General features: G+C 62.3%; 22 protein-coding genes. 21 read left to right on the top strand and 1 reads right to left on the bottom strand.

Annotation, left to right across the window (positions count from 1 at the left end; genetic code table 11):
- The first annotated feature begins 25 nt into the window (after positions 1–25).
- From HY68_RS37665 to HY68_RS45955, 12 genes are all read left to right on the top strand, one after another.
- Entirely contained in the window at positions 26–1,696 is a 1,671-nt protein-coding gene (locus tag HY68_RS37665; protein WP_042001818.1) for an amidohydrolase, read from the top strand.
- On the top strand, positions 1,683–2,825 hold the full coding sequence (locus HY68_RS37660) for a GTP-binding protein (protein ID WP_042001815.1): 1,143 nt from the start codon (positions 1,683–1,685) through the stop codon (positions 2,823–2,825). The genes HY68_RS37665 and HY68_RS37660 overlap by 14 nt, the downstream gene beginning before the upstream one ends.
- Positions 2,826–2,845: 20 nt before the next feature.
- Positions 2,846–4,015: an ABC transporter substrate-binding protein gene (locus tag HY68_RS37655; protein WP_042001812.1), complete on the top strand. Its 1,170-nt coding sequence runs from the start codon at positions 2,846–2,848 to the stop codon at positions 4,013–4,015.
- Positions 4,016–4,106: 91 nt separating this feature from the next.
- A complete protein-coding gene (locus tag HY68_RS37650; protein ID WP_042001809.1) occupies positions 4,107–4,976 on the top strand; it encodes a branched-chain amino acid ABC transporter permease in 870 nt (289 codons plus the stop codon).
- A complete protein-coding gene (locus HY68_RS37645) occupies positions 4,963–6,678 on the top strand; it encodes an ATP-binding cassette domain-containing protein (RefSeq protein WP_042001807.1) in 1,716 nt (571 codons plus the stop codon). The genes HY68_RS37650 and HY68_RS37645 overlap by 14 nt, the downstream gene beginning before the upstream one ends.
- Positions 6,675–7,373, top strand: coding sequence for an ABC transporter ATP-binding protein (locus tag HY68_RS37640; RefSeq protein ID WP_042001796.1), 699 nt, complete (start codon positions 6,675–6,677; stop codon positions 7,371–7,373). The genes HY68_RS37645 and HY68_RS37640 overlap by 4 nt, the downstream gene beginning before the upstream one ends.
- A 362-nt stretch (positions 7,374–7,735) precedes the next feature.
- Positions 7,736–8,539, top strand: coding sequence for a methyltransferase (locus tag HY68_RS43240; RefSeq protein ID WP_042001793.1), 804 nt, complete (start codon positions 7,736–7,738; stop codon positions 8,537–8,539).
- Positions 8,540–8,727: 188 nt separating this feature from the next.
- On the top strand, positions 8,728–9,255 hold the full coding sequence (locus tag HY68_RS37630; protein WP_042001790.1) for a hypothetical protein: 528 nt from the start codon (positions 8,728–8,730) through the stop codon (positions 9,253–9,255).
- Between the two features lie 614 nt (positions 9,256–9,869).
- Complete coding sequence (locus HY68_RS37625) at positions 9,870–10,346, top strand: MarR family transcriptional regulator (protein WP_198533547.1); 477 nt, start codon at positions 9,870–9,872, stop codon at positions 10,344–10,346.
- A gap of 126 nt (positions 10,347–10,472) precedes the next feature.
- Positions 10,473–12,164: an FAD-dependent oxidoreductase gene (locus HY68_RS37620; RefSeq protein ID WP_042001788.1), complete on the top strand. Its 1,692-nt coding sequence runs from the start codon at positions 10,473–10,475 to the stop codon at positions 12,162–12,164.
- Positions 12,165–12,175: 11 nt separating this feature from the next.
- A complete protein-coding gene (locus HY68_RS45960) occupies positions 12,176–13,273 on the top strand; it encodes a maleylacetate reductase (RefSeq protein WP_042001785.1) in 1,098 nt (365 codons plus the stop codon).
- Positions 13,260–14,141, top strand: a complete 882-nt coding sequence (locus HY68_RS45955) for an intradiol ring-cleavage dioxygenase (RefSeq protein ID WP_042001782.1) — start codon at positions 13,260–13,262, stop codon at positions 14,139–14,141. The genes HY68_RS45960 and HY68_RS45955 overlap by 14 nt, the downstream gene beginning before the upstream one ends.
- A 5-nt stretch (positions 14,142–14,146) precedes the next feature.
- Here the strand turns inward: HY68_RS45955 and HY68_RS37605 are convergent, their stop codons facing one another.
- Entirely contained in the window at positions 14,147–14,923 is a 777-nt protein-coding gene (locus tag HY68_RS37605) for a cyclase family protein (protein WP_042001779.1), read from the bottom strand.
- 110 nt (positions 14,924–15,033) lie between these two features.
- On the opposite strand from HY68_RS37605, the gene HY68_RS37600 reads away from it, so the two are divergent.
- The 9 genes from HY68_RS37600 to HY68_RS41545 all read left to right on the top strand — a co-directional run bounded on the left by HY68_RS37600 (position 15,034) and on the right by HY68_RS41545 (position 24,381).
- Positions 15,034–15,711, top strand: a complete 678-nt coding sequence (locus HY68_RS37600) for an FCD domain-containing protein (protein WP_198533546.1) — start codon at positions 15,034–15,036, stop codon at positions 15,709–15,711.
- Between the two features lie 69 nt (positions 15,712–15,780).
- On the top strand, positions 15,781–16,668 hold the full coding sequence (locus HY68_RS37595; protein ID WP_042001773.1) for a 3-keto-5-aminohexanoate cleavage protein: 888 nt from the start codon (positions 15,781–15,783) through the stop codon (positions 16,666–16,668).
- Between the two features lie 16 nt (positions 16,669–16,684).
- Positions 16,685–17,119: an acyl-CoA thioesterase gene (locus HY68_RS37590; protein ID WP_042001770.1), complete on the top strand. Its 435-nt coding sequence runs from the start codon at positions 16,685–16,687 to the stop codon at positions 17,117–17,119.
- Between the two features lie 78 nt (positions 17,120–17,197).
- Positions 17,198–18,661: an MFS transporter gene (locus HY68_RS37585; protein WP_198533545.1), complete on the top strand. Its 1,464-nt coding sequence runs from the start codon at positions 17,198–17,200 to the stop codon at positions 18,659–18,661.
- Positions 18,662–18,705: 44 nt separating this feature from the next.
- Positions 18,706–19,200, top strand: coding sequence for a (2Fe-2S)-binding protein (locus HY68_RS37580; protein WP_198533544.1), 495 nt, complete (start codon positions 18,706–18,708; stop codon positions 19,198–19,200).
- A complete protein-coding gene (locus HY68_RS37575) occupies positions 19,197–21,467 on the top strand; it encodes a molybdopterin cofactor-binding domain-containing protein (protein WP_042001763.1) in 2,271 nt (756 codons plus the stop codon). The genes HY68_RS37580 and HY68_RS37575 overlap by 4 nt, the downstream gene beginning before the upstream one ends.
- A 20-nt stretch (positions 21,468–21,487) precedes the next feature.
- Positions 21,488–22,450 (top strand): amidohydrolase family protein, encoded by a 963-nt coding sequence (locus HY68_RS37570; RefSeq protein ID WP_042001760.1) that lies wholly within the window; start codon positions 21,488–21,490, stop codon positions 22,448–22,450.
- 114 nt (positions 22,451–22,564) lie between these two features.
- Complete coding sequence (locus HY68_RS37565) at positions 22,565–23,431, top strand: AraC family transcriptional regulator (protein WP_157874585.1); 867 nt, start codon at positions 22,565–22,567, stop codon at positions 23,429–23,431.
- Between the two features lie 122 nt (positions 23,432–23,553).
- Complete coding sequence (locus tag HY68_RS41545; protein ID WP_157874584.1) at positions 23,554–24,381, top strand: AraC family transcriptional regulator; 828 nt, start codon at positions 23,554–23,556, stop codon at positions 24,379–24,381.
- Positions 24,382–24,649 lie beyond the last annotated feature (268 nt).

Here is a 24,649-nt window from a genome sequence, read left to right as displayed (position 1 = left end):
GAACTCTCGCAGGAAGCTCAACCGCATGGTGCATGACTCTCAATCCGCCGACCTCGTCCTCCGCAATGGCCGGATCTACACGGTGGATTCGAAGCGGAACTGGGCCTCCGCGGTGGCGGTCAAGGGCGGCCGGATTGTCGCCGTCGGCACCGAAAAAACCGTCGCGCCGTTGATCGGTAAGGCCACCCGCGTGGTCGACCTGCAAGGCCGCATGGCGATGCCCGGCATCGTCGACGTCCACAACCACATCATGATGGGTGGTCATGCAGATCTCTATGAAACGCGCTTTGCCTCGACCCTCAGCATCACCGCCATCGCGGATCGAATCCGTGCGGCGGCCGGCAAGGCTCCGCCGGGCGGCTGGATTGTCGGCGGTCAATGGGGCACCGATCAGCTTGCGCGCATCAACACCTCGGCGAGCCTCGCCATCCTTGATGCCGCCAGCGGCGATCATCCGGTTTTGCTGCGCGACGACACCTACCATAACCGCTGGGTGAATTCCGCAGCGCTGCGCTGCGCCGGCATCACGGCCGACACGCCCAATCCCGAGAAAGGCGAAATCGGCCGCGATCCCGAAACCGGCGCCTTGACCGGCGTCATGATTGAAGCTGCGTCGGGACTGGTCGAGCGGGCGCTGGCGGACTCCGGGCACTACACCCCGGAGATGGATCGCGCCGCGATCGGCCGCTCGATCCGTGTGCTGAACTCGTTTGGTGTCACGGCTTTTCTCGATGCCGCAAGCATGCAGCCGCTGTTGGCGGCGCTGAAAGGTCTGGACGACCGCGGCGAGCTGTCGGCCTGGGCGGTGGCGGCGATGCCGGCGATTGAGCCGTCGTTCATGTTCGGCCTCGCCGGCGACGCGCTGTTCGCGTTGCGCGAGAATTACCGCGGCGCGCACGTCATGCCGGACTACGCCAAGATTTTCTTGGACGGCGTGCCCGGAGCGAAGACGGCGGCCTTCCACGACAGCTATGTTCCGGATCCGATCCATGGCTGCTGCTTTCGTGGTACCACCATGCTGACGGTTCCCGATCTCGTGCGCTGGGTCGGCAAGTGCGAACGCCTGAACATTGCGGTGAAGATTCATTGCGCGGGCGACGCCGCCGTGTCGCAGGCGCTTGATGCGATCGATGTGGTCCGCAGCTTCAATGGGCCGACCACGCTGGTTCACCACATCGCGCACGCGAGTTACATCGCGCCGCGCGATATTCCGCGGTTTGCCGAGCTCGGTGTTGCCGCCGACCTGTCGCCGATCATCTGGTATCCGACGGTGTTTCTGGAAGGCCACAAGGCGGCCATGGGGGAGGAGCGGGCCACGCGCTTCTGGCCGAACAAGAGTCTGCACGAGGCGGGCGCGCTGATTGCGGGTGGCTCGGACTGGCCGGTGGTGGCGAATCCCGATCCCTGGACCGGCATCGAAGGCATGATCACCCGGCAGAACCCGTCGGGCGAATTCCCCGGCATTTCGCTCTGGCCTGAGCAAGCGCTGGATCTACCGACCGTGCTGGAGACCTACACCATCAGCGCCGCGCGTGCCCTGGGCCTCGGCCGGCTCACAGGCTCGATCGAGGTCGGAAAATCGGCCGACATCATCGTGCTCGATCGCAATGTCTTCGAGATCCCCGCCGATGAGATCGCCGACAGCCGGGTGCTGACGACCATGTTCGAAGGACGCACGGTTTATGAGCGGGATTGACGTGACTGCGACGCTTGATCTCATTCCGGTTACGGTGCTGACCGGTTTCCTCGGCAGCGGCAAGACCACGGTGCTCAACCGCTTGCTTCGGCAGCCGGGTCTCGATCGCACCATCGCCATTATCAACGAGTTCGGCGAAGTCGGCATCGATCATCTGCTGATCGAGACCAGCGAAGAGCGGTTTGCGCTACTCGACAACGGCTGTATCTGCTGCACCGTGCGCGGCGATCTGGCCGAGACATTGAAGAGGCTTGTCACGCGCCGGGCGGTGGGCGAATTGCCGCCATTCGATCGGATCCTGATCGAGACCACGGGGCTGGCGGATCCCGCTCCGGTGCTGCACACCCTGATGGTCGATCCCGATGTCGCGCGGTTCTACCGCATCGACACGGTCGTGGTCACCATCGATGCCGTCAATGGTGAGGCGACGCTGCGCAACCATACTGAGGCCGTCAAGCAGGCGGCCGTCGCCGATCGCCTGCTGATGACCAAGACCGATCTCGTCGATCGGCCGCAGGTTGATCGCCTTGCCGCCCGGCTTGCCGCGATCAATCCGTCCGCACAACTGCTGTCGGTGCGCGACGGCCAGGTGAATGCAGCGGACATCCTGGGCGCCGGCGTGCTCGAGCCGGCCGCACATGCGGCCGACGTCGTCGCCTGGTTCGATCGCGCCGCGGCGGCGGAGCATGACTCTGAATGCAGCGATACGTCGTGCGGGCATTCCTCTCATGGCCATCATCATGACGCGAGCCGGCACGGGCATGGCATCCAGTCGTTCAGCCTCCTGATCGATGATCCCTTGGCATGGGGGCCGTTCGCCGGTTGGCTGGATTATCTCGCCTCGCTGAAGGGCGAGGATCTGCTGCGCTTCAAGGGCCTGGTGGATGTTGCCGAGACGCCCGATCATCCGGTGGTGGTCCACGGCGTGCAACACGTTTTTCATCCGCCCAGGCAGCTCGCGGCGTGGCCATCGGTCGATCGCGGCACCCGGCTCGTGTTTATCGTGCGGGAGATTCCACGTGCGCTCATCGTGCGCACGCTCGGCAAGTTCGCCGGGATCGACGCCGACCGCATCCGCGATCCGCGGCAAGGCGCAACAGCGCGTCACCGAAAATTCGCAGAAGTCTGATTTCAGGGGAGGGGAAAGCCATGAATTTTCAAAAAGCGCTGCTCGTGACAGGGATAATGATGCTGGGCTTTACGGCGGGGCCGGCAATGGCCGCGGGGCCGTCCTGCAGTGGCGGCACCATCAAGGTCGGTGCGGTGTCGACGGTCACGGGCGTCGCCGATTTCAGCGAAGTGCCGAAAGCGACGCAGGCGGCCTTCGATCAGCTCAATGCGGCCGGTGGCATCAACGGTTGCAAGATCGATTACACCATCTCCGACGACAAGGCCGACGCGCAGGTTGCGGCCCAGGCGGCGCGCGACCTGATCGACAACAAGGAGGTGGTTGCGATGGTCGGCTCTGCCAGCCTGCTCGAATGCCAGGTCAATGGAGTGACCTACAAGCGCAAGAATGTGATGTCGGTGCAGGGGTTGGGCGTCGATGCGGCCTGCTTCAACTCGCCAAGCATCGCGCCGGTCAATGTCGGACCGTTCACGCTGTCCACCGCGGTGAGCTACTACGCTACGCGCTCGCTTGATACCAAGAAACTGTGCGCGTTTTTCATCATCATCGGCGGTACCCAGGAAGCCTACAAGAAGGCTCTCGAGAACTGGGAGAAGATCACCAGCCAGAAGGTTCACTTGCTCGATCTGACGCTGCCGTACCAGGGTGACCTGACGCCGTATGTGATTAAGGCGCGCGACGCGGGCTGCGATGCCGTCATCAACAATTCGGTCGAGCCGGGCGTGGTGCAATGGGTGAAGACCGCGGAAGCGCAGAAGATCAGCGGCATCAAGTGGCTGTTCCTGGCCCCGGGCTATACCGAAGAGGTCGCCAAGGCGTTGGCCGATACGACCCAGCCGGTCTATGTCGGTACCGAGTGGGAGCCCTACACCGAGACCGGTTCGGCGGCGAACAAGGAGTGGATTGCGGCCATGAACGCGTCGAAGCGCCCGCTGACGGCATTCTCGCAGGGCGGCTATCTGGCGGCGCAGGTCTTTGTCGACGTCATCAAGAGCATCGACGGTCCGGTGACGCGTGACAGCGTGACGGCGGCGCTGCTGAAGATGCAGCCAGCGAAGTATCAGCTGGCCGGATCGCCCTACGTGTTCGGCGATGCCAAGGTCCATTCTCCGATGCAGTCCACCAAGATCATGAAACTCGACCATGGCGCCTGGAAAGTCCTGACGCCGGATTGGGTGATCCTGCCGTGATGTCGGGCGATTGTTGCTCGGCGACGATGCGGCGACAGTTGGGTGTGAAGGGCGGCGGACCGATCCGCCGCCCGGTATTCGGGGAGCCGCAATGAACGGCCTTTTGACGGCAGCGGTCGCAGGATTGACCGCGGGAGGCGCCTATGCGCTGCTCGGCGTCTGCGTTGTCTTTACCTATCGTCTGGTCGCCGTCATCAATTTTACGGCGGCGGCGATCGGCACCACGGGCACCTTTGTGCTGATCGCCCTGCACGAGGCGGGGATGCCGCTGGCTCCGGCTGTCCTGATCGGCATCGCCGCGGGGACATTGGTTGGGATCGCGATCGGCCTGATCATGATGACGTGGTTCGCGGAAGCCAATGCCTCCAGCAAGGCGGCGGTGACGGTGGCGCTGCTGGTCGGCATCGTCGCGGTCGGCCTGCGGGTCACCGGCGGCCAGCATCCGCATCACTTTCCCGAGTTGTTTCCAGGGTCTGCGTTCCGGTTGGCCGGCGTCGAGGTCACACTCTCGTCGGTGCTGACGATCGGCCTCGCCATCCTGTTCACCATCGTCGCCGACCTGCTGCTGGCGCGTACCCGCACCGGGTTGCAATTGCGGGCGTTGTCCGAGCGGCCGGTGGCCGCCGAACTGATCGGCATTCCGGTGCAGCATCTCTCGTTGCTGGTCTGGGGCATCACCGGCGCGGTGACGACGTTTTCGCTGATGATCATCGCGCCGCAACGCTCGCCCGACTTCATGTCGTTGAGCTTGTTGGTGGTGCCGGCGTTGGCCGCCGCGCTGATCGGGCTGTTTCGCAATTTCTGGATGACGCTGATCGGCGGCATCATGACCGGCGTGGTCGAAGGCACCACCAGCGTGTTCGGCAGCCTCAGTCAGTACCGCGGCGCGGTGCCGTTCCTGATCATGTTGGCGGTTCTGCTTTGGCTACAGCGAGGAGCGCGGTGGGATGAAGCGCGCTAGTCTCCGTCCCGCAGGTGCGATCCTGGCGGCAGCCGTCGTGGCCGGTGCGATCGCGGTCGGGCTGTTGCCGCCGTACTGGACCTATCTCGCAACGGCCGTGCTGATTTCCGCTGTCGCGCTCCAGAGCATTGGCCTGGTCAGCGGGCGCACCGGAATGATCGCGCTGTGCCAGATGTCGTTCGCCGGCGTCGGGGCCTGGACCGTCGGCTATCTGAACGTGGCGAATGCACCCGGAGGCCTTCCGGTCTGGATCGTGCTGGGCGGTCTCATGGCGGTGCCATTCGGGATCGCCATCGGCCTGCCGGCGCTGCGGCTGCGCGGCATCAATCTCGCCATCGTCACGCTCGGCTTCGCGACCGCTTTCGATGCGGTCCTCGCGGCCGTCACTTTTCCGGGACAGACCAGCTTTACGTCGGTCGCGCGACCGGACTTGTTCGATAGTGACGCCGGCTATTTTATCTTCGTGCTGATGTTCTATGCGGCCATCGCCATTTTGCTCGAATTCGTCGTGCGCACCCGAATGGGTGCCACCTGGCTCGCGGTCCGTCATTCCGAGCGGGCCGCGGCTGCGCATGGCGTCAGCATTCCCGCTGCCAAACTCTCGGCCTTCGCGCTCAGCGCTCTGATCGCCGGAATATCCGGAGGACTGCTGGCCGGCTATCTCGGCACGCTGGTATCGGACAATTTCAGCATGATGCAGTCTCTGGCGCTGTTCGCGGTGGCGACCATGACCGGTGCGCAGTTCGCGGAGGGTGCGTTGATCGGTGGCATCATGGTCACGGCGTTCCCGGAGATCCTCCGCCGTCTCGATCTCGGCCAGGATATCGGCAACGTGCTGTTTGCTTTCGGCGCCACCCACGCGCTGAGTGCGGGTGAAACCATGAGCGAAGGGCTCCGGCGGGCTGTCGGCAATTGGTGGCCGGACCGCGCAGGCGTTCATGACGCGTCTTTGGCGCCGCAGTTGCCGCGCCCGATCCGGCATCCGAATGGTGCTGTCCTCGCCGTGCAGGGACTGACGGTGCGTTATGGCAGCGTGGTCGCGCTCGATGCGGTCGATCTGGTCGTGCCGGCGCGTTCGGTGATCGGATTGATCGGACCGAACGGCGCAGGCAAATCGACCTTGATTGATGCCGTGGCAGGTTTTGTCGATCGCTATGCGGGGCGTGTTCTGCTCGAGGGCCGCGCGGTCGACGACCAGGCGGCGCATCTGCGCGCTCGCAGTGGCATCCGCAGGACCTGGCAGACCACGCGGATCGCCCCGGAGCTGACGGTTGGCGAATATATTCGCCTGGCGGCGGGGCCGCTGTCGGAGGCCGAACTCGCCGCGGTGCTGCAATGGATCGAGGGGCCACATCTCCACATGCCGGTGTCGGCGGTCGATGTGGGAACGCGCCGTCTGCTGGATGTCGCTGGTGTGGTCGCCGCCCGGCCCCCAGTGGTGCTGCTCGATGAACCAGCGGCGGGACAATCCTATGACGAAACCCTGAGGCTCGCACAGCGAATCGCGGAAATTCCAAAATTGTTCGGCTCTTCTGTGCTGCTGGTCGAGCACGACATGGATCTGGTGCGGGCCGCGTGCTCGCTCATCACCGTGCTCGATTTCGGCCGTGTGATCGCGTCGGGCGCACCGGGCGCGGTGCTGGACAACCCCAAGGTCCGCAAAGCCTATCTGGGGATCGACGAAGATGGGGTGGCAGCATGAGCAGGCTGACGGTCTCCTCGCTCTGCGTGAATCGGTTGCATCTTCCAGTGGTGCGCGACGCCAGCCTGATGGTCGAAAGCGGCAAGATCAGCGTTGTTCTCGGCGCCAACGGGGCCGGCAAGACCACCCTGCTGGAGGGGCTTTCCGGCGTCATTCCGGTGGCGCGCGGACGTATCGATATCGATGGTCGCGAGTTTCAGAGCGCGCGAGCGGGGCGCCGCGCTGTCGCCGGACTGGCCCATGTCGAACAGGGCCGCACAGTGTTCCGCGAACTCACGACCGACGAGAATCTGCGAGCCGGCGCAAGGGAAGAGGTAGGCGGCGCCTACGACCTATTTCCGGAACTGCGACCGCGCCGAGACATTTGTGCCGGTCTTTTATCTGGTGGCGAGCAGCAGATGCTGGTCATCGCGCGTGCGTTGCTGGGCCGACCGAAAATCCTGATGATCGATGAGATGTCGGCGGGACTGGCCCCTGTCGTGGTGCGGCGCCTGATGACGAGGGTGCGCAAACTCGCGGACCAGGGGCTGGGTGTCCTGCTGGTGGAGCAGTTCGCCGCGCTGGCGCTTGCGATCGGCGACCACGTTTATGTCTTGCGGCGCGGTCAGGTAGTATTCGACGGTGCCTGCAACGAACTCCGCGATGCGCCGGACCGGCTGCATCAGCTTTATCTTGGAGCCGCGATAGCAACATAGCTGGGATGTCGCTCCCGTGCCGCCAGCCTCGCGACACGGGGGGCTCCTACAATCCCTATCTGCCCGGCATCAGCTACGGCGTCGGAGGATTATATGGGTCGAGTATCTCGTGGAACTCGATCGGCAACAGGCCCACGCAGACTTGGTCGTCACCGTTTGGTGGGGAAAACTCGCAACCGGTGCGGCCCGCGCCCGTGCAGACACCACCAAACGCTGCCGGGTTCGCCATCAGTAGCAACGCCTATGGCTATGTGAGCGATACGGGTGGCAATTCTGTCGATTGGTCGCAAGTTTGGCGAGGGCCATGCGCGCCCTTGCCGATGGCACTCCCTTTGATGGGCTTCAGAAGCGAGACAATCACAATGGCCAAACAGACGAAGGTGGAAGCAAGCGCACACGCCCGGGCGCTGGAGCTACTGGAAAAAGCCGTTTTGACGTATGACGAACGCCTGTTCGTTCTCGAGAATTGGAACGAGGCGGCAAATCATATCAACGGTGTGGCAGGCGCATTCTTCACCCCGACGGGATTGGCCGTTGATTTTGCCATCGACGCCGGTGGGGGACGGACAATCGATCTCTGTGCGGGAATTGGTTCGCTGGCGTTTCATGTCCACTGGCGCAGATTTTATGGGTGGGAGCGCAACGCGCCGTCCCCTGAAATCGTCTGCATCGAGATCAACCCTGCCTATGTGGAGGTTGGCCGCAAGGTGCTGCCGGAAGCGAGATGGATCTGCGCGGATGTGTTCGATTTCGATCTCGCGAGCCTCGGTCGCTTTCGGGTGGCGATTGCCAATCCACCGTTTGGAGCGACGGCGAGAACCGGAGAAGGGCCGCGCTACACGGGGCGCGCCTTTGAGTCTTATCTGATCGATCTGGCCTCAGATATCGCCGATCACGGCACGTTCATCATTCCGCAGGCGTCGGCGCGGTTTCAGTACAGTGGCGTGCAATGTTATCGGGAACGCCCGAGCGCTGAATACCTGAAATTCACGCAACAGACTGGCATTCATCTGGAGGCTGGGTGCGGAGTGGATTGTAGCATCTATCGTGATCAGTGGAGGGGCATTGCGCCCAGCGTGGAGATCGTGTGCGCGAATTTCGAGGACATGCCGGGCAAGGCGTGTCGTGCGCCAACTGACCCCGAAACCGAACTGCGGTCCCTGTGAAACGAGCAGGGTGTATCAATCGAACGCCAGGACGCGATGATCGCGGAGGTCGAGGCCAAGGCGCGGTCAGGGATTCGATTTGAAACAAGCCCCCCGCCAGGGTGACCTGTTCGGAGATGAATAGCCTTGAATCGCGTCTTTCATTCAGAGGGTAGATCGGCGTATACCGCTGCCCCGGAGGACCGACAATGGTTGGAAAGAAGCAGCACCGCAACGGCTTGCGCGAGACACACCAGGCGCAGGAACGATTTGCACGGAATGAACGTGCCGGGACAGAAATCTCCGCCGGAATAGCCAAGCTAAAAAACGTGCCGCGGACTGAACTGCCGGACGCGGCGTTTGTGCTTTTCATGGCCGCGAAGCAGCAGAACGAGTTGATTCGCAGGTCAATCGGAGATCGCCTCGGCCACGACGCGGATATCGGTGGCGGAGGCGAGATTGATCTTGCTGGGTTTCGGGCCGAGGAGGCGGTGGTTCGCCTGCGTGAACACAGCATAACTTCACAGACCTTCTTCGAATGGCTGTCCGAACAGTCGTCCGAGGCTATGTTTGCGGTTCCCCGCGGCGACGCCGTGTCAATGGTCGCCGCCATGATTCGCGAGCAGCGACTCGAGGGAATTCTGGAAGGCCTTCGGCTGGCGGGTTTGCTGAACGAAGTGCCAAATCGTCGGCACGACGGTGCGGCAATGGAAGAGTCGCGACAGGGCGGCGGTTGAGCGATGTTTCTGGCTGATACGAGCCGCTATCGACATCATTCCATGATCAGGCCGTCAACGCCAGAGGCCGAACGTGCCCGCTAAGAAACGAGTAGCGCCCCAAGGCCATCAAACCAGGCTGCCTGCAACCTCGGTCGCACCAGCCCGCGTGTTGGCTGCGGCGGGACGAAACTTGCCGAACATGGCGGCCGTGAGCGCAACCTCCGCGGCGGTCTTTCTCTGTCTTATGGCGGCCAAGAGGTTCGTGTAGGCTATCGGCGTTGCCTTCGTCGAAGATACCTCGTTCTCGACTGCGTTCAGCGCGTCAATCGATGATTATTCCGGCAGCCGCGAGGCAAGACGGCGCAGAATGCGAGAGCCCGGCGACGGCCAGGGCGGCAGCGCGGCTTTGATCGCTCATCCCTGTCGACAATAGATGATTCGTGGCCGCGTTCCTTGCCACTGCCAGCAAGTGTTGAGCTATACTTGGGTAGGCAAATGGCGGCATTTTACCCGTGTCTGAGGCATCTGCGAGACCGATGCGATTCGAGCCTGCGTTAGCTCGGACCGCCGGGCGGGGTGTGAAAAGCCGGGTGTTGGGTGAAGGCGAGTTGGCCCAGTGGAGGATGGTTAGTTTGAAAACGAAGGCTAAACAGGGGTCCGCCTGGCGGCACGGCAACATCGGGCGGCTTCTCAACAACGGCGTTCGCCGGTTTGAAGGGCGTGTGCTCGAACTAATGGAGGAGGCCGGTTATTCCCAGACACGCATCGCGCATGTGAACCTCACGCGCAACCTTGATGTTGAAGGGACCCGGCTGACCGAGCTTGCAAGGCGTGCGTCCATGAGCAAGCAGGCCATGGGGGAACTTGTCGAGCTGTGTGAAACGATGAAACTCGTTACGAGGGTCGCGGATCCTTCGGATGGACGGGCTCGTATCATCAAATTCACGCAGCCGGGCCTGCAATGGCTTGATGCGTTCCGCGCCGCAGTCGATGTTGCGGAGGGCGAGATGCGCAAGGAATTGGGTGCGGCTGCCATGGATACACTCACCAAGGCGTTGGCCGTCTATGGTGCAAATTTCGATACGTTGAACGCGCCCGAGGATCGATAGTCTTCAGCTTAGGTCGGTCGGCGTCGGCAATATCGGGCGGTCGGCTTTAGCGGTATAGTCAGGTAACTTGACTAAAAATAAGGAAGGGTTTAACACGCCGGTATCGACCATGCGGGAGGCGGCCACTTGACCATTTCTGAAACCACGTCCGTGTTGATAATTGGAGGTGGCCCCTGCGGGCTGATGCTGGCGAACGAACTTGGCCGCCGCGGGATCGATATCGTCCTGGTCGACGAAAAGTCGGGAACGGCTTTCAATCCTCAGGCCAATGCCACGCAGGCACGATCGATGGAGCACTATCGGCGGCTTGGCTTTGCCAGCGAGATCAGGGAGGCGGGGCTTCCGGCGGATTATCCGACTGATGTGGCCTACTTCACGCGCTATACCGGATTTGAGCTGGCTCGGTTCCAACTGCCATCCTCCGGAAAAGCCACCGAAATCATCAAGGGACTTTCCGGATCCTGGAGTGCGGCCGAGCTCCCGCATCGGGTCTCCCAGAAATATGTCGAACATGTTTTGCGGAGACAGGCCGAAAAGCTTCCTGGCGTCAGTGTCAATTATGGCTGGCGGCTGATCGATTTTTCCGAACAGGTGGGTGGGGTCACCGCCCGGCTTGAACGTGTGTCCGACGGACAGAGGCGCGTCATCCGATCCGCGTTTCTGGTCGGCGCTGACGGGCCGCGCTCGCTCGTGCGGCAGTCTCTGGGAATCTCGTACGGTGGCGTCACGGGCATCCAGCGGGACTTCATGGGCGGTCGGATGCTTGCCGTGTATGTCCGCGCTCCGCAATTCTATGAGGCGGTGCCGCATCCGAAAGCCTGGATGTACAACTGCTTCAATCGTGATCGCCGCGCGTTCATGGCGTCGGTGAATGGTCTGGACGAATTCGCGTTTCACACACAGTTGCGACCGGGCGAGAATGAAGCCGTCATTACGCAAAAGGAGGCGCAGGCGGCGTTTCAAAGGGCCTGCGGCACCGCGGTGGACTGCGAGGTGCTCTCCTTTCTGACCTGGACGGCCGGTCATGCCCTTGTTGCCGAGCGCATGCAACGAGGGCGCGTTGTGCTGGCCGGCGATGCGGCCCATCTGTTCACACCAACGGGAGGTCTCGGCTACAACACGGCCATCGAGGATGCGGTGAACCTCGGCTGGAAGCTCGCGAGCATCATCAAGGGCGCCAGTCCTGCTGCACTGCTTGACAGTTACGCGGCGGAACGGGGGCCTGTTGCGGTGCGCAACACGAACTATGCGCGCGGTTTTGCCGACTCCCTCGGCCGATTTGAGGCCGTGCCCGAGATCGAAGATGACACGGCAGCGGGGCGCGAAGCTCGTCGCGCCGCGGGAGTGTATCTCGAGGGCCACGCACGGGCCGAATTCAATATTCCAGGGATTACCTTTGGCGGTCGTTACGATGGCTCGCCCATTATTGTTCCGGATGGCAGTACGCCGCCACCGGACGACGCGAACATCTATGTCCCGAGCGGTTGCCCGGGTGGCCGCGCCCCACATGGCTGGCTGGAGAACGGCAGTTCGCTCTACGACCTGTTCGGATTCGAGTGGACGCTCCTTGTATTCGCCGACGATGTCCCCGGCGTCGACAACTTTCGGCGGGCTGCGTGGAATCTTGGTGCCGATCTCAAGATCGTTAGAGCACCCAAGGCTCTGCGTGATCTTTATGAGGCCGACATCGCGCTCATCCGTCCGGACCAGATCGTCGCATGGCGTGGCAATGGAAAGCTGCCCATTGATGCCGAGGGCATCCTGGGGGCTGCGCTGGGGCACGTTGCGCAACGGGTTCTGCGATCGATGAACGGCTGACGGAGACGACCATGCGGCCGTTTGTCTACAATGCGCAGCCGGCACGGGTTGTGTTCGACGTCAACGCGCGCGAGTCGATCACCGCGGAATTGCGGCGTTTGGACGTCTCGCGGGCGCTGGTGCTGTCGACGCCGGGACAGGCGGGTGACGCTCTCGCCCTGGCCACGGCAATGAACGGGCTTGCCGCCGCCGTCTTCACAGACGCCACGATGCACACCCCCGTTGACGTGACAGTTCAGGCCCTGAATGTCCTGCACGAACAATCCTGCGACGCCCTGGTCGCGGTCGGGGGTGGTTCGACCATCGGCCTTGCGAAGGCCTTGGCTTTGCGCACGGGCTTGCCGCAGGTCGTCATTCCGACGACCTACGCCGGATCGGAGGCAACTCCGATTGTCGGCGAGACATGCGATGGACTGAAAACGACGCAACGCTCGCCAAAAGTCTTGCCGCGTACGATTATTTACGACGTTGACCTCACATTGGGCCTGCCGGTCGGACTGAGCGCCACGTCCGGCTTGAACGCCATCGCCCATGCGGTCGAAGCTCTCTATGCCCGGGATGCCAATCCCGTCGTTTCAATGATTGCAACGGATGGTATCGAAAAGCTGGCGAGGGCACTTCCGCGAATTGTGCTCGCGCCAGACGATCGCGCCGCGCGGTCCGACGCTCTTTATGGCGCATGGGCCTGCGGATCCTGTCTGGGGGCAGTCGGCATGGCGCTGCACCACAAGCTGTGCCACGTGCTCGGGGGCAGTTTCGGCCTGCCGCATTCCGAGACCCATGCGGTGCTGTTGCCCCAGGTCGTTGCCTTCAACCACGCCGCCGCTCCCGACGTGATGGCCCGTGTCGCGCGTGCGATCGGCGCACCCCGGGCGGGCGAAGGGTTGTTCGATCTCACAAAGTCGTTGGGAGCGCCAGTCGCCTTGCGCGAGATCGGCATGCCGGAAGCCGCGCTCGAGCGTGCTGTCGACCTGGCGATGGCCGATCCCTATTGGAATCCTCGCGCGGTCGACCGCCGCGCATTGAGCTTGCTCCTGGAGCAGGCTTATCACGGCCGTCGTCCGGGAGGCGGTGGCAGCTTGATGGAGAGAGGGAATGCGCGACTTTGATGAACTGAACATCACCGAGGCTGTGATCGCGCGGTTATCGGAAACGCCTGATGCGCGCCTCAAGCGGGTCATGGCCGGTCTGGTCCGCCATTTGCATGACTTTGTCCGGGACGTAGAGCTCAGTTTCGCGGAGTGGGAGGCGGCAATTGCGTTTCTGACGCGTACCGGACAGACCTGCAACGAGCATCGCCAGGAGTTCATTCTTCTGTCGGACACGCTCGGCGTTTCGATGCTGGTTGATGCCATCAATCATCACCAGCAGCGTGGAGCCACCGAAACGACCGTGCTGGGGCCTTTCTACCTTTCCGAGGCGCCGCAGGCGGAACTTGGAAGCGATATTTCCGGCGGTCTTGACGGCCAGCCCCTGCTGGTCACGGGATCGGTGTCGTCCGCGGACGGAACGCCTCTGGCCCATGCGCAGCTCGACGTCTGGCATGCCGACGATCATGGTTATTATGATGTCCAGCAGTTCGAGGCCACCGGTCTGGCGGGGCGTGCACAACTGCGTGCCGACGACGAAGGACGGTTCCACTTCTGGTCGGTGCTGCCGAAATGGTACCCGATTCCTGATGACGGGCCCGTCGGTGATATGCTGAAGGCGACGGCGCGGCATCCGAACCGGCCGGCTCATGTTCACTTCATGATCGCGGCACCGGAGCACGAGACACTCATCACTCACGTGTTCGCGTCCGATAGTCCATTTCTGGATTCGGACGCCGTCTTCGGGGTCAAGAATTCGTTGATTGCCGAATTCGTGGAGCAACCCGCCGGGCTCGCGCCCGACGGCCGTGAGCTGCCAGGCGGCTATCGCCGGCTTCACTACGATTTCGGTCTGAAGCCGGCCACCGCAAAGGTTGCTGCCGTCTGAAAACCTCAATTGTCTTCATTGAGAAATGCCACGGCGCGCGTCCAGCCCGCCGAGGCCGCCTTGATCTTGACGGGAAGACAGCTGACGCGGAAGCCGAAGGGCGGAAGCTTGTCGAGGTTGGTGAGCTTTTCGAGATGGCAATAGCCAATCTCCATGCCGGCCTTATGGCCTTCCCAGATCAGGGACGCGTCGCCTGTTTCAGCGAACCGCCGGGCAGTGGCCGAGAATGGAGCGTCCCACGACCAGGCGTCGGTGCCGCAGACCCGAACGCCGCGTCGCAGCAGAAAGAGGGTCGCCTCCCGTCCCATCCCGCAACCCGCATCGAGATAGCCTGAGCCGCCATACGCGTCGCCGGCTCGCGTATTGACGAGAACGATGTCGAAAGGTCGCAGGACATAACCGATCCGCGCGAGTTCGCTCTCGATATCCGCCGGTGTGGCGACATGACCGTCGGGAAGGTGACGGAGATCAAGTTTAACGCCGGCGCCGATGCACCATTCAAGGGGGATCTCGTCGATCGTCCATGCCCGCTCGCCGTTGTTCATCGTGCTGTGGAAGTGCCACGGCGCGTCGAGGTGGGTGCCGTTATGGGTCGTCACCCGCAGCCGCTCGATTGCCGCGCCCTGGCTCTCCGGTAAGTCCTGCGGTCGCAGGCCCGGAAATGTCGCCGCAAACTCGTCCGCGCCGCCGGCATGATCGCGATAGATGATGTCGGGGCACATGCCGGGCGGGTCGGATGCAATGCCGGCTTCGAGACTGACGGACAGATCGACGATGCGCATGAAGGTCCTCTTGAGAGTTCGAGCAAAACTAGTCAGGAAACTTGATAAGGTAACTTGACAATATTGTCGATGATTTCTAGTTTCACCGAAGAAAGATGGAGTCCTCGATAATGCTTGCCGAGCCGAGCCTGGCGGATATGGCCGAATCCAGTCTGCGCCGGGATATCGTTCATGGCACCTGGCGGCCGAAGGCATGGTTGCGGCTCGACGATCTCAAGGATCATTACGGAATGGGCGCCAGCCCGCTGCGCGAAGCGCTGTCGCGTCTTGTGGGCGAGGGGTTGGTGCAGCTCGAAAACAACCGCGGGTTTCGAGTTGCTGGCCTCTCGGAGCAGGATCTGAAGGACATCGAGTGGATGCGCGTGGTGGTCGAGTGCGCTGCGCTGCGCGACGCGATCTCGCGGGGAGGACGTGAATGGGAGGGTGAAATCGTTGCGGCCCTTCACCGTCTGACCGCCGCAACGCTGACGACGGGGACCGATCGAACCAGTCTCGATGGCTGGAATGATGAGCACGACGCTTTTCACGCGGCGCTGATTGCATGCTGCGGGAACAGGCGCGCGCTTGAATTGCAGCGGCGTCTGGCCGGCGAGCATCGACGTTATCGCATCGCCCTGATGGGGGAGAACATGCGGCGCAGTGAAATTGTTGACGAGCATCGCGGCGTCGCCGAGGCCACGCTGCGGCGTGATGCGGACGAGGCGATCCGCTTACTCGCACAGAACATGCAGGTAACGACCGGATTCTACGCTGCGGTGCTGCGCGAGGCGAGCGCGATCGACCGGTGACAGGCGCTCGGTCGATGACGATTGCACCCGCACTTGGACGCGGGCGCTTAATGCTAGGGGAGGACTAACATGACGAAGACGATCGTGACTGTGGCGCCGACCGGAGGGATGGCGTCGAAAGCAGCAAATCCCAATTTGCCGACGCAGCCGGAGGAAATCGCCGAGTCGGTCCTCAAGTCATACAAGGCGGGTGCGGCGATCGCCGCGCTCCATGCCCGTCGTCCCGATGACGAGGCGACCTGCAATGCGAGCATCTATCGCCGCATCAACACGCTCATTCGTCAACGCTGCGATATCGTCATCAATAACTCCACGGGCGGGGGCTCGTCCGGCGACATGTTGTTGCCGCGCCCGGACGGCATGTTCGAGAGCAATTTCGAAGAGCGCCTCAAGGGGCTTGATGCGGAGGCCGAAATGGCGACACTCGACGGCTTCACGGCGGTCGACGTGTTTGGAACGCGCGAAATACTCGTGATCACATCGCCGTCGCGCTGCGAGACCATGGCGAAGCGCTTCAAGGAACGCAACATCAAGCCGGAATGGGAGGTCTTCAATCCGGCGCATATCCTTCAGGATGTCACGCGGCTGATCGAAAAAGGCTACGACAAGCCTCCTTACTACATCAATATCGTGCTTGGAACGGATCGTAATTTCCAGGGCGGAATGCCGTACAGCCACGACCTGCTCACAGCAATGATCAGGATGCTGCCGCCGCAATCGGTCTGGTGCCTGTCGGCCATCGGTCCGGCCCAATTGCCGGGAACGACCCAGGCGCTGCTTCTGGGCGGGCATGTCCGCGTGGGCTTGGAAGACAACGGCTACTACAGCAAAGGCGTGCCGGCGACCAACGAGATGCTGGTCGAGCGGACGGTCCGTATTGCACGCGAGCTTAATCTCGAGATCGCCACTGCGGCGGAGGCGCGGGACATCCTCGGACTGCCCGCGCCACGGCGCTGACTGGGCGGACAAAATCATGACGACACATCGCCATCAGGTCCGAATTGAATGGAGCGACTGCGATCCCGCTGGAATCGTCTATTACCCGCGCTACCTCGCGATGTTCGACGCCAGCACGATGGCGCTGTTCAGAGCGGTGCTCGGCCTGACGAAACCCCAGATGCTGAAACGTTACGGGATCGTGGGGACGCCAATGGTCGATACCCGTGCAACATTCCATCTCCCCTCGACCTTTGGGGACGACGTGACGATCGAAACCACGGTCAGCAAGTTCCGCCGCAGCAGCTTTGACCTGCATCATCGCCTGCTGCGCGAAGGAGATCAGCTGGCTGTCGAGGGCTTTGACACCAGGGTATGGGTGGGACGCCATCCCGAGGATCCGGATCGCATCTGCGCCCGGGAAATTCCGGCGGACGTTGTTGCTCGTTTCGCGAGTTTCGACGCGAGCTGATTGAAGACAGATCGCGAATGACCAACCGCCGGCGCCGTCCGGTGGAATGAGAAGCCGTGAAAAAAATGAGAGGGAACGATGAGGGAGGATGCCAATTCGATGGCCGGCTCTGGCCTGTCGACATACAACTACAAGAGGCTCTGGATCTGGCTGTGCATCGGTTGGATGGTCAGCAGTGCAGACCGCGTCATCACTGGTCCCGTGGTGACCTGGATGATCGAGCACAAGGTCGCCTTCATGGCGACCGAACATCCCTATGCTCTCGGGGGCCTCATTGGGAGCATTTTCTTTGCGGGTTACATGCTGACACAGTTCCCAGGCGGTTATGCGGGAGACCGTCATGGTCACCGTACGGTTCTTGCCATCAGCCTGTTCGCGGCGGCGGTGGCGACGCTTGTCAGCGGACTTGCCGCCGTGCTGGTTGTCTTCATCGCGGCGCGCATCCTCACGGGCCTTGGCGAGGGCCTGTATTACGCCAACGACCGTACGATCATCGCCGAGACCACGCCGCTTGCCGAGCGCAGCCTCGCGATGGGCGTGGTGATGATCGGCCTGAGCGTGGGGATCACCTTTGCGACGCTCGGAGGGGCCTGGATCATTGAGATGTCCCGGCCGTGGCTCGGCGACGATCAGGCCTGGCGCATGCCGTTCTTTGTCCTCGCGATCTTGAGTTTCGCGGCGGCAGTGGGCTTGCGCAAGGAGTTGTGGCGGACGCGCTGCCCTCGCGACAACCCCGCCGGCGCCGCGAAAGTGATCGGCGCCTATTCCGCCATCTTCTTTGTGCTGATCTTCGGGGTATTCCTGCTGGCGCAGCGCCTGGGCTTGCCCGGCTGGGGCGTTGCCGCCTTGGAGCTTCTGCTGGCATTGGGCCTGATCGCTTATGTCTACAGAAGCAAAGCCCGCGAGATTTCGGGAGCGATCCACGACACCAATCTGCTCCTGCTTTATCTGGCGGCCATCGCGGTGCTCTGGAATCTGTGGTTCTTCGGCTTCTGGGCAATTTCGATCGTCTCAGCCGGTGCCGACGGTTCGTTCCTGAAGGCCGCGCTGACGGCGATGTTCACGGGAGTGGCCGGCCTCATCGGGTTTCCGCTTGGCGGATGGATTGCCGATCGGGCTGTCAAAACCGGGTTCGGTCGGAAGCGGATACTGGTCGTTTTCACATTTGCTCAGGGGCTGCTCACCCTTTGCTTTGCGATCTATATCCACACTGGCGGCAATTCTCTCCTGGTCATGGCATTTCTACTGTTCGCAGCGGGGTTGTTTTTCAGTGCGCTTCAGCCTGTGAGCCATGCCATGACCGCCGACATCGCGCGACCCGAATTCCGGGGAAGTGCGTTCGGTATGTGGAACCTGGTGGGGGAGATCGGGGCGGTTTTGTCGCCGGTGGTCTCCGGGACCTTGCGCGACGCGTACAACAGCTGGGTGCCTGCGGTTTATCTCGACGCCGCCATCATCCTTGCGAGTTGTGCGCTGCTTCTCTTCGTGCGGGAGGCGTTGCCGACCAAATCGGTGGCTCGTGTTGCCCTCGCGACCGACTAACGCGTTCCATTTGATCTTGCATCCTGGGAGATGACGATATGGCAATGCAGCTCAATATCAATAACGTGTCCCACAGCGTAGACGTCGCCCCGGATACGCCGCTTCTCTACGTGCTTACCAACGAGATTGGCTTGAAAGGAGCGCGCTTTGGCTGTGGCCTTGCGCAGTGCGGCTCATGCTCGGTTCTGGTCGATGGCGCGGAAGTGCGTTCGTGTGTGACGGCTGTCTCCGATCTGGTCGGCTCCGCGATCACCACTCTTGAGGGACTGCCAGCCCTCTACGCCCGACAGAAGGGCCTGACCGCTCCACCGGCGATGCATCCGCTTCAGGAGGCGTTCGTCGCTGAACAGGCGCCGCAGTGCGGCTACTGCTACAACGGAATGACCATCAAGGGCGCGGAGCTTCTGGCCAGGAACCCGAGCCCTTCTGACACCGACATTCGCGAGGCGATGAGCGGGCACATTTGCCGCTGTGGGACCTATCCACGCATTATTGCGGCGATCCGGCGGGCTGCGGCTGACATCGGGAGAGCACAATGAGCCTCGCGTCGTTCGATCTTGGCCGCCGTCAATTCCTGCGCGGAAGCGGGCTCGCCATCGGCATCGCGATCGCGGGGATCAACCGGAGCTGGGCTATCAGCCCGGGTCCGGTTCCGGGACTCGTGCCCGGGCCTGTCCCGGAGCTCAAGGCGGTCGATACCTGGCTCGCGATATCCGGCGACGGCATCTTGACCGTATTCACCGGACGATCCGAACTCGGGCAAGGCAGCGAGACGGCGCTGGTTCAGCTGGTCGCGGAGGAGCTTGACCTGAAACCGGACGCCATTGTCATTGGCGCCGTTGAAAGCGGGCGGGCACCGGAGACCGGCGAAACCGACGGGAGCACGAGCATCGAGATCGCGGGATCGATGCTGCGCCAAGCCGCGGCCGAACTCCGCCAGGGACTTTTGCATCTGGCGGAAGCCAAGCTCGGTGTGAAGGCCGAACGTCTTCGCACGGCTGACGGCCGAGTCATTGTCGTCGACCGTCCCGATCGCTCGATCGGCTATGGCGATCTCGTTGCCGGGCCGGGGATGCGGGAAATCCCGTTCACGGGGAGAGCGCCACTCAAGGATGCGGCCGGTTTCAAGGTTGTAGGGCGATCGATCCGGCGCAGGAATGTTGCCGAGAAAGTCTCGGGTCGCTTCACTTACATGCAATCCCATCAGGTTCCCGGAATGCTTCACGGTCGAGTCGTCCGGCCGCGTGGTCAGGGGCCCTATGGACGGGTTGCCTCCATCGTGTCCGTGGACGCGGCATCGATTGCGCACATTCCGGCGGCGCAGATCGTGCAGAAGAACAATTTTATCGGCGTCGTTGCGGAGAAGGAGTGGGACGCGGTGAACGCGGCTCAGGCATTGCGGGTGCAATGGTCGCAGACGCCTGGGTTACCCGGCCATGAGAAGATTCAACAGGCGCTTCGGGCGGGGCCCGCGGAAAGGTCTGTGGTTCTGGAAGAGGGAAACGTTGGCGAAGCCCTTCGCCAGGCGCCGTTCCTGGTTCAAGCGGCGTTCGACGGCCCCTACCAGGCACATGCCCCGTTTGCCCCACACTGTGCGACGGCGGACGTTCGCCCCGACCGGGCGGAGATCGCTTGCAGCACGCAAGGGATCTATGTGACCCGCATGGAAGTCGCCAATGTCATCGGCATGCCGCTCGATCGTATCACGGTACGTCATATCGAGGGCGCCGGTACCTATGGACCGAGCTGTTATCATGACGTGGCCCAATCCGCGGCCATCATGTCCCAGGCGGTCGGGCGACCCGTGCGTGTTCAGTTCATGCGCTGGGACGAATTTGGCTGGGATCCTTACGGGGTGGCGCATACCGCGGATGTTGTGGCGGCCGCCGACAGGGACGGGAGGTTGATCGGATATCATTACGAGGGATGGCATCACGGCTGGATCGGCAAGGAAATGTCCGAGGAGATGGCGTTGGGAACGCCGGCGCCGGTCTCGGCTTCGGGAATCGCGCGCATCGTCAACAAGGTGAACGCCGCGGGAATGTACGCAATCCCGCACCGGCGGCTGGTCAATCATCATGTCGATGCGAGGCATGGGTTCTTGCGTGGCAATCCGCTCCGCGCGCCGCTCGATCTTGCGATCTCGTTTGCGTCGGAGCAGATGGTCGACGAACTTGCGGGGCTGGCGGGCCTGGATCCGGTTGAGTTCAGGCGGCGCAACATGACCGATCCGCGATGGCGAGGTGTGCTCGACGCCGTCGTGGAGGCGTCGCGGTGGGAGCAGAAGCGGAGGCTCCCGACGGAGGCGACCGGGGATATTGCGACCGGTTGGGGTGTCGGGCTCGGTACGCACCTCGTCTCGCACGGCGCCGCGGTGGCCCATGTCGAGGTGAACCGCAACAGCGGTGAGGTGCGGGTCGTCGATCTGTTCGGCGCGCTGGACGCGGGATTGGTCATCAACCCTGGCCTCGTCGAAAGCCAGATCATGGGCATGATGGTGCAGGCGACGAGTCGCGTGCTGAAGGAAGAAGTGACATTCAATGACAGCAATGTCACCAGTCTCGACTGGGACAGTTACCCGGTTCTGCGGTTCAACGAATGTCCCGCCATCACCCCGATCGTTGTGCAGCGCATGAATGAGCCATCGACCGGGGCGGGCGAAGAAGTTATGGGAGCGACCGGGGCTGCCATCGCGAATGCGGTTGCAAATGCGCTCGGTGTGCGGATCAGGCGATATCCAATGACGCCCGATCGTATCAAGGAGGCACTTCGGTCTGCCGCGCGATCGCCTCGGGATCACCGCTGAATCCGTCACGGGAGAAAGATATGTTGGCGCGAGACTGGATCGACATTCATGCGCATTTCCTTCCGCCCGAAGCCGAAGAGGTACATCACAGGCGATTGCACGGCCTGCGCGAAGGGTGTTGGTGCATCGAGGCGGCTCCGCGCTGGGACGTCGAAGCGGCGTTGTCCTACATGAACCGGACCGGCATCGCCATGCAGATGCTGAGCAACATCCCGAAGACACTCGCGGAGATTCGCATCTCCAATGACTATGGCGCCTCGCTTGTCCGCGCCAGGCCGCATCGCTTCGGACTTCTTGCCGCTCTGCCGACCGATGATGTCGAAGCGGCAATCAGCGAAGCCGAACGAGCTGAAAGCGAGCTCGATGCTGACGGGTATGCAGTGAGCTTCGATTACAATGGTGTGTCGCTCAGCGACGCGCATTTGGACCGGCTTTGGGAGGTGCTGGACCGCCGAAAGGCCGTTGTTTTCGCACATCCGAACGCCATTGGACCGGGCTCCCTGGGCAGGCCCCGCGTCATTCTGGAAGTTGCGTTCGAGAGTGCGCGAACGACTGTCGATATGCTTTATAAGGGCGTTTTTCGTCGTTACCCGGGCATTCGTTTTGTCGTGGCGCATTGCGGCGGAGCACTTCCGGCGCTCAGCGGGCGGCTTGAGCTGATCGGCTCGCAACCATGGGTGCCTAACCCGGAGGGCATCACGGCAACTGAAATGCGCAAGCACCTGGCGTGTCTGTTTGTGGATACGGCGGCCACGATGCCGACCGCGCTCGGTCCGGCGCTGGCGATGACGGGCCTGGAACATATCGTTTATGGATCGGACTGCGGAGTGCCTTGCAGCACCGATGCCACCATGGATGCGAACATTGTCGCCTTGCGAGATCGCGCCGGGCTGTCCGCGGACCAGTTGCAGTTTATCGGGCGTAATGCGCTGAACCTGTTCCCGAAGGCTGCGGCACGGATTGAACGGCAAAAGCCGGCATGAACCGTTGCCGCTTGATCGGATCCGACTGGAGTTTCAGCAAAGAGCTTTTTCGCGTGACATACCAGGCTGGCGACAAGTCAGCAGCTCATTCTCTCCAGGTGTTGGATGCAATCGATGGCTGGTTGGCAGGAATTTACGGCTGAGAGGCTTCGCGGCGAACTCCGATGCGACGCGACAAACATCCGCGCGACCAGCAGCGGCCTCGGCTGGTCGTCAGCCTACGCCTCGCTCCAGCGTGAGCAGCCGTTCGAGGCCAACCTGTCCACGATCGATGATTGTCTGATGATCCTGCACCGAAGCGGTCCGGCGACCGTGACGTTCAGGCTCGGTGGAGATCGTGCGGTGTCACAATTGAGGCGCCGTGGCCAGATATCGGTTATTCCCGGGGCCTGCGGCGGTTATCTGAACCTGCGCACCCCGCACGACACACTCCATGTGTATCTGAAGTCGGAACTGTTTATCGGCAGTGGGCCAGAGCTCGCGCCGATGCTGGGAATCGAAGATTCTATCCTCGAGAATCTTGCGGCTGCAATCACGGAGTCGGTGACTGACCCGCTTCCGCGTTCGTCGCTTTATGTTGATCCCATCGCACACGCGATCGTCGGTCGCATTCTCGACATCACGGGAAGGGCGCCGAAGTATCGAAACGCCGAGAGACTGTCGAATGCGAAACTATCCCGGATTCGCGAATTCGTCGAAGAGCACCTGGAGCAGGATATTCGCATCGCGGATCTGGCCGCCGCCTGCGGGATTGGTGCCAAGCACCTCAAGCGCTCATTCCAGGCGTCGATGGGAACGACGCCATACCAATATGTCGTCTCCCGGCGTGTCGAGCGCGCGAAACGCCTTCTCGCCGAGAGATCGATTGCCCTCGCAGAAATCGCGCTGCGCAGCGGCTTCTGCCATCAGGAGCACCTGACACGCGTGTTTCGCGCGGTCACCGGCCAATCACCTGGGCGATACAGACGCGGGCGCGAGTAAGGGCGGCACGGCAGGCCGGCGTGGGTGAGGGGGCGCCAACGAGCACGAGAAGCCAATTGCAGCTGAAGAGGACCTTTCCGCCGGATCAAATCGCTCCTGGACATCGTCATCGCGGTGTCACGGTGGAGGCATCGAGCGAAGGGCTGGGCTGGTCGTCGGCGTTCGCCTCGGTGCAGCGGGAGGTTGCAGGATTTGTGCGCATCGAAGCCAGGTCGTACCATCTGATCGTGTCCTCACGCAGCGGTCCTGGAGACGTGACCTATCGAATCGGCGGCCAGGAGATTTTACGGCACGTACAGGCGAGAGGGCTGTTCTTTCTGCCGGCAGGGCATGCGTGCGACGTGACGCTTCACGACCCCGTGGAAACAATTCATGTCCAGCTCGATCCGAAGCTCTTCCGCGATCCCGCGTGCGACACACGGGACTTGGGACCCGGATTGGCGCCCATCCTTGGCGGCGACGATGGTCTGCTTCAGGGCATGTTGAGGGTGATGGAAGAGCTGGTCCGTGGGGACCGGACTGAGCGATCGGCGCTGATTGCCGACCTGATCGCTCCCGCGATAGCCAGCCGTCTTGTCGCGATCAATCACGAGACAAGCCGGCCGGGAACCTCCCTCAGTTCAGCACGGCGGCTGAGCGGGGGGCATCTTCGAAAAGTCAGGGATTTCGTCGCGGCGAACTTGGGAACAGACATCGAGCTGCAGGTCTTGGCGGATCTCTGCGGTGTCAGCGCCGCCCATTTCATTCGGCTGTTCAAGTCGACGACAGGCGTGTCGCCGCATCAATATATTCTTGGTTCCAGAGTAGGCCGCGCAAAAGTTCTGCTTGGCGATCATGCGCTCACTCTGGCGGATGTCGCGCAATCCTGCGGGTTTGCCAATCAGCAGCATCTTGCCAGAACGTTCCGCCGCCTCACGGGGGTGACCCCGGGATTTTACAGACGGGGGTGAGGGGCACCGCGTGAGACCCCGCGCAAGTCAGCGCATTTATGTCGGTAATCTACCATCCGCGCCCCTTTTTGTGCAGGCCGCCTCGACTGGAAGGTTTGTAGCATTCGTCTCAATTCGTGCGTGGCCGGCAGAGCTACGGGATGTTGGGGGGATAAGAATGCGGGTTTATCCAGCCCGATTCCACAGGGGCTTTCCTGTTTCGCGGCGTCGTCCTTCGAGGGCAAATGCTGGTGCGCGCGGACGGTTCGGCACGGCAGCCGTGCCACTT

This window comes from Streptomyces sp. AcH 505, from assembly GCF_000818175.1.
In the GTDB taxonomy this organism is placed as follows: Bacteria; Actinomycetota; Actinomycetes; order Streptomycetales; family Streptomycetaceae; genus Streptomyces.
Note: the sequence above shows the minus strand (reverse complement) of the source record. Positions and strands in the feature narration are given on the sequence as shown.

Excerpts from the sequence above, each read along its gene's own strand:
- HY68_RS37665 (WP_042001818.1), top strand. The coding sequence starts at position 26 with ATGGTGCATGACTCTCAATCCGCCGACCTCGTCCTCCGCAATGGCCGG.
- HY68_RS37660 (WP_042001815.1), top strand. The coding sequence starts at position 1,683 with ATGAGCGGGATTGACGTGACTGCGACGCTTGATCTCATTCCGGTTACG.
- HY68_RS37655 (WP_042001812.1), top strand. The coding sequence starts at position 2,846 with ATGAATTTTCAAAAAGCGCTGCTCGTGACAGGGATAATGATGCTGGGC.
- HY68_RS37650 (WP_042001809.1), top strand. The coding sequence starts at position 4,107 with ATGAACGGCCTTTTGACGGCAGCGGTCGCAGGATTGACCGCGGGAGGC.
- HY68_RS37645 (WP_042001807.1), top strand. The coding sequence starts at position 4,963 with ATGAAGCGCGCTAGTCTCCGTCCCGCAGGTGCGATCCTGGCGGCAGCC.
- HY68_RS37640 (WP_042001796.1), top strand. The coding sequence starts at position 6,675 with ATGAGCAGGCTGACGGTCTCCTCGCTCTGCGTGAATCGGTTGCATCTT.
- HY68_RS43240 (WP_042001793.1), top strand. The coding sequence starts at position 7,736 with ATGGCCAAACAGACGAAGGTGGAAGCAAGCGCACACGCCCGGGCGCTG.
- HY68_RS37630 (WP_042001790.1), top strand. The coding sequence starts at position 8,728 with ATGGTTGGAAAGAAGCAGCACCGCAACGGCTTGCGCGAGACACACCAG.
- HY68_RS45960 (WP_042001785.1), top strand. The coding sequence starts at position 12,176 with ATGCGGCCGTTTGTCTACAATGCGCAGCCGGCACGGGTTGTGTTCGAC.
- HY68_RS45955 (WP_042001782.1), top strand. The coding sequence starts at position 13,260 with ATGCGCGACTTTGATGAACTGAACATCACCGAGGCTGTGATCGCGCGG.
- HY68_RS37605 (WP_042001779.1), bottom strand. The coding sequence starts at position 14,923 with ATGCGCATCGTCGATCTGTCCGTCAGTCTCGAAGCCGGCATTGCATCC.
- HY68_RS37600 (WP_198533546.1), top strand. The coding sequence starts at position 15,034 with ATGCTTGCCGAGCCGAGCCTGGCGGATATGGCCGAATCCAGTCTGCGC.
- HY68_RS37595 (WP_042001773.1), top strand. The coding sequence starts at position 15,781 with ATGACGAAGACGATCGTGACTGTGGCGCCGACCGGAGGGATGGCGTCG.
- HY68_RS37590 (WP_042001770.1), top strand. The coding sequence starts at position 16,685 with ATGACGACACATCGCCATCAGGTCCGAATTGAATGGAGCGACTGCGAT.
- HY68_RS37585 (WP_198533545.1), top strand. The coding sequence starts at position 17,198 with ATGAGGGAGGATGCCAATTCGATGGCCGGCTCTGGCCTGTCGACATAC.
- HY68_RS37580 (WP_198533544.1), top strand. The coding sequence starts at position 18,706 with ATGCAGCTCAATATCAATAACGTGTCCCACAGCGTAGACGTCGCCCCG.
- HY68_RS37575 (WP_042001763.1), top strand. The coding sequence starts at position 19,197 with ATGAGCCTCGCGTCGTTCGATCTTGGCCGCCGTCAATTCCTGCGCGGA.
- HY68_RS37570 (WP_042001760.1), top strand. The coding sequence starts at position 21,488 with ATGTTGGCGCGAGACTGGATCGACATTCATGCGCATTTCCTTCCGCCC.
- HY68_RS37565 (WP_157874585.1), top strand. The coding sequence starts at position 22,565 with ATGGCTGGTTGGCAGGAATTTACGGCTGAGAGGCTTCGCGGCGAACTC.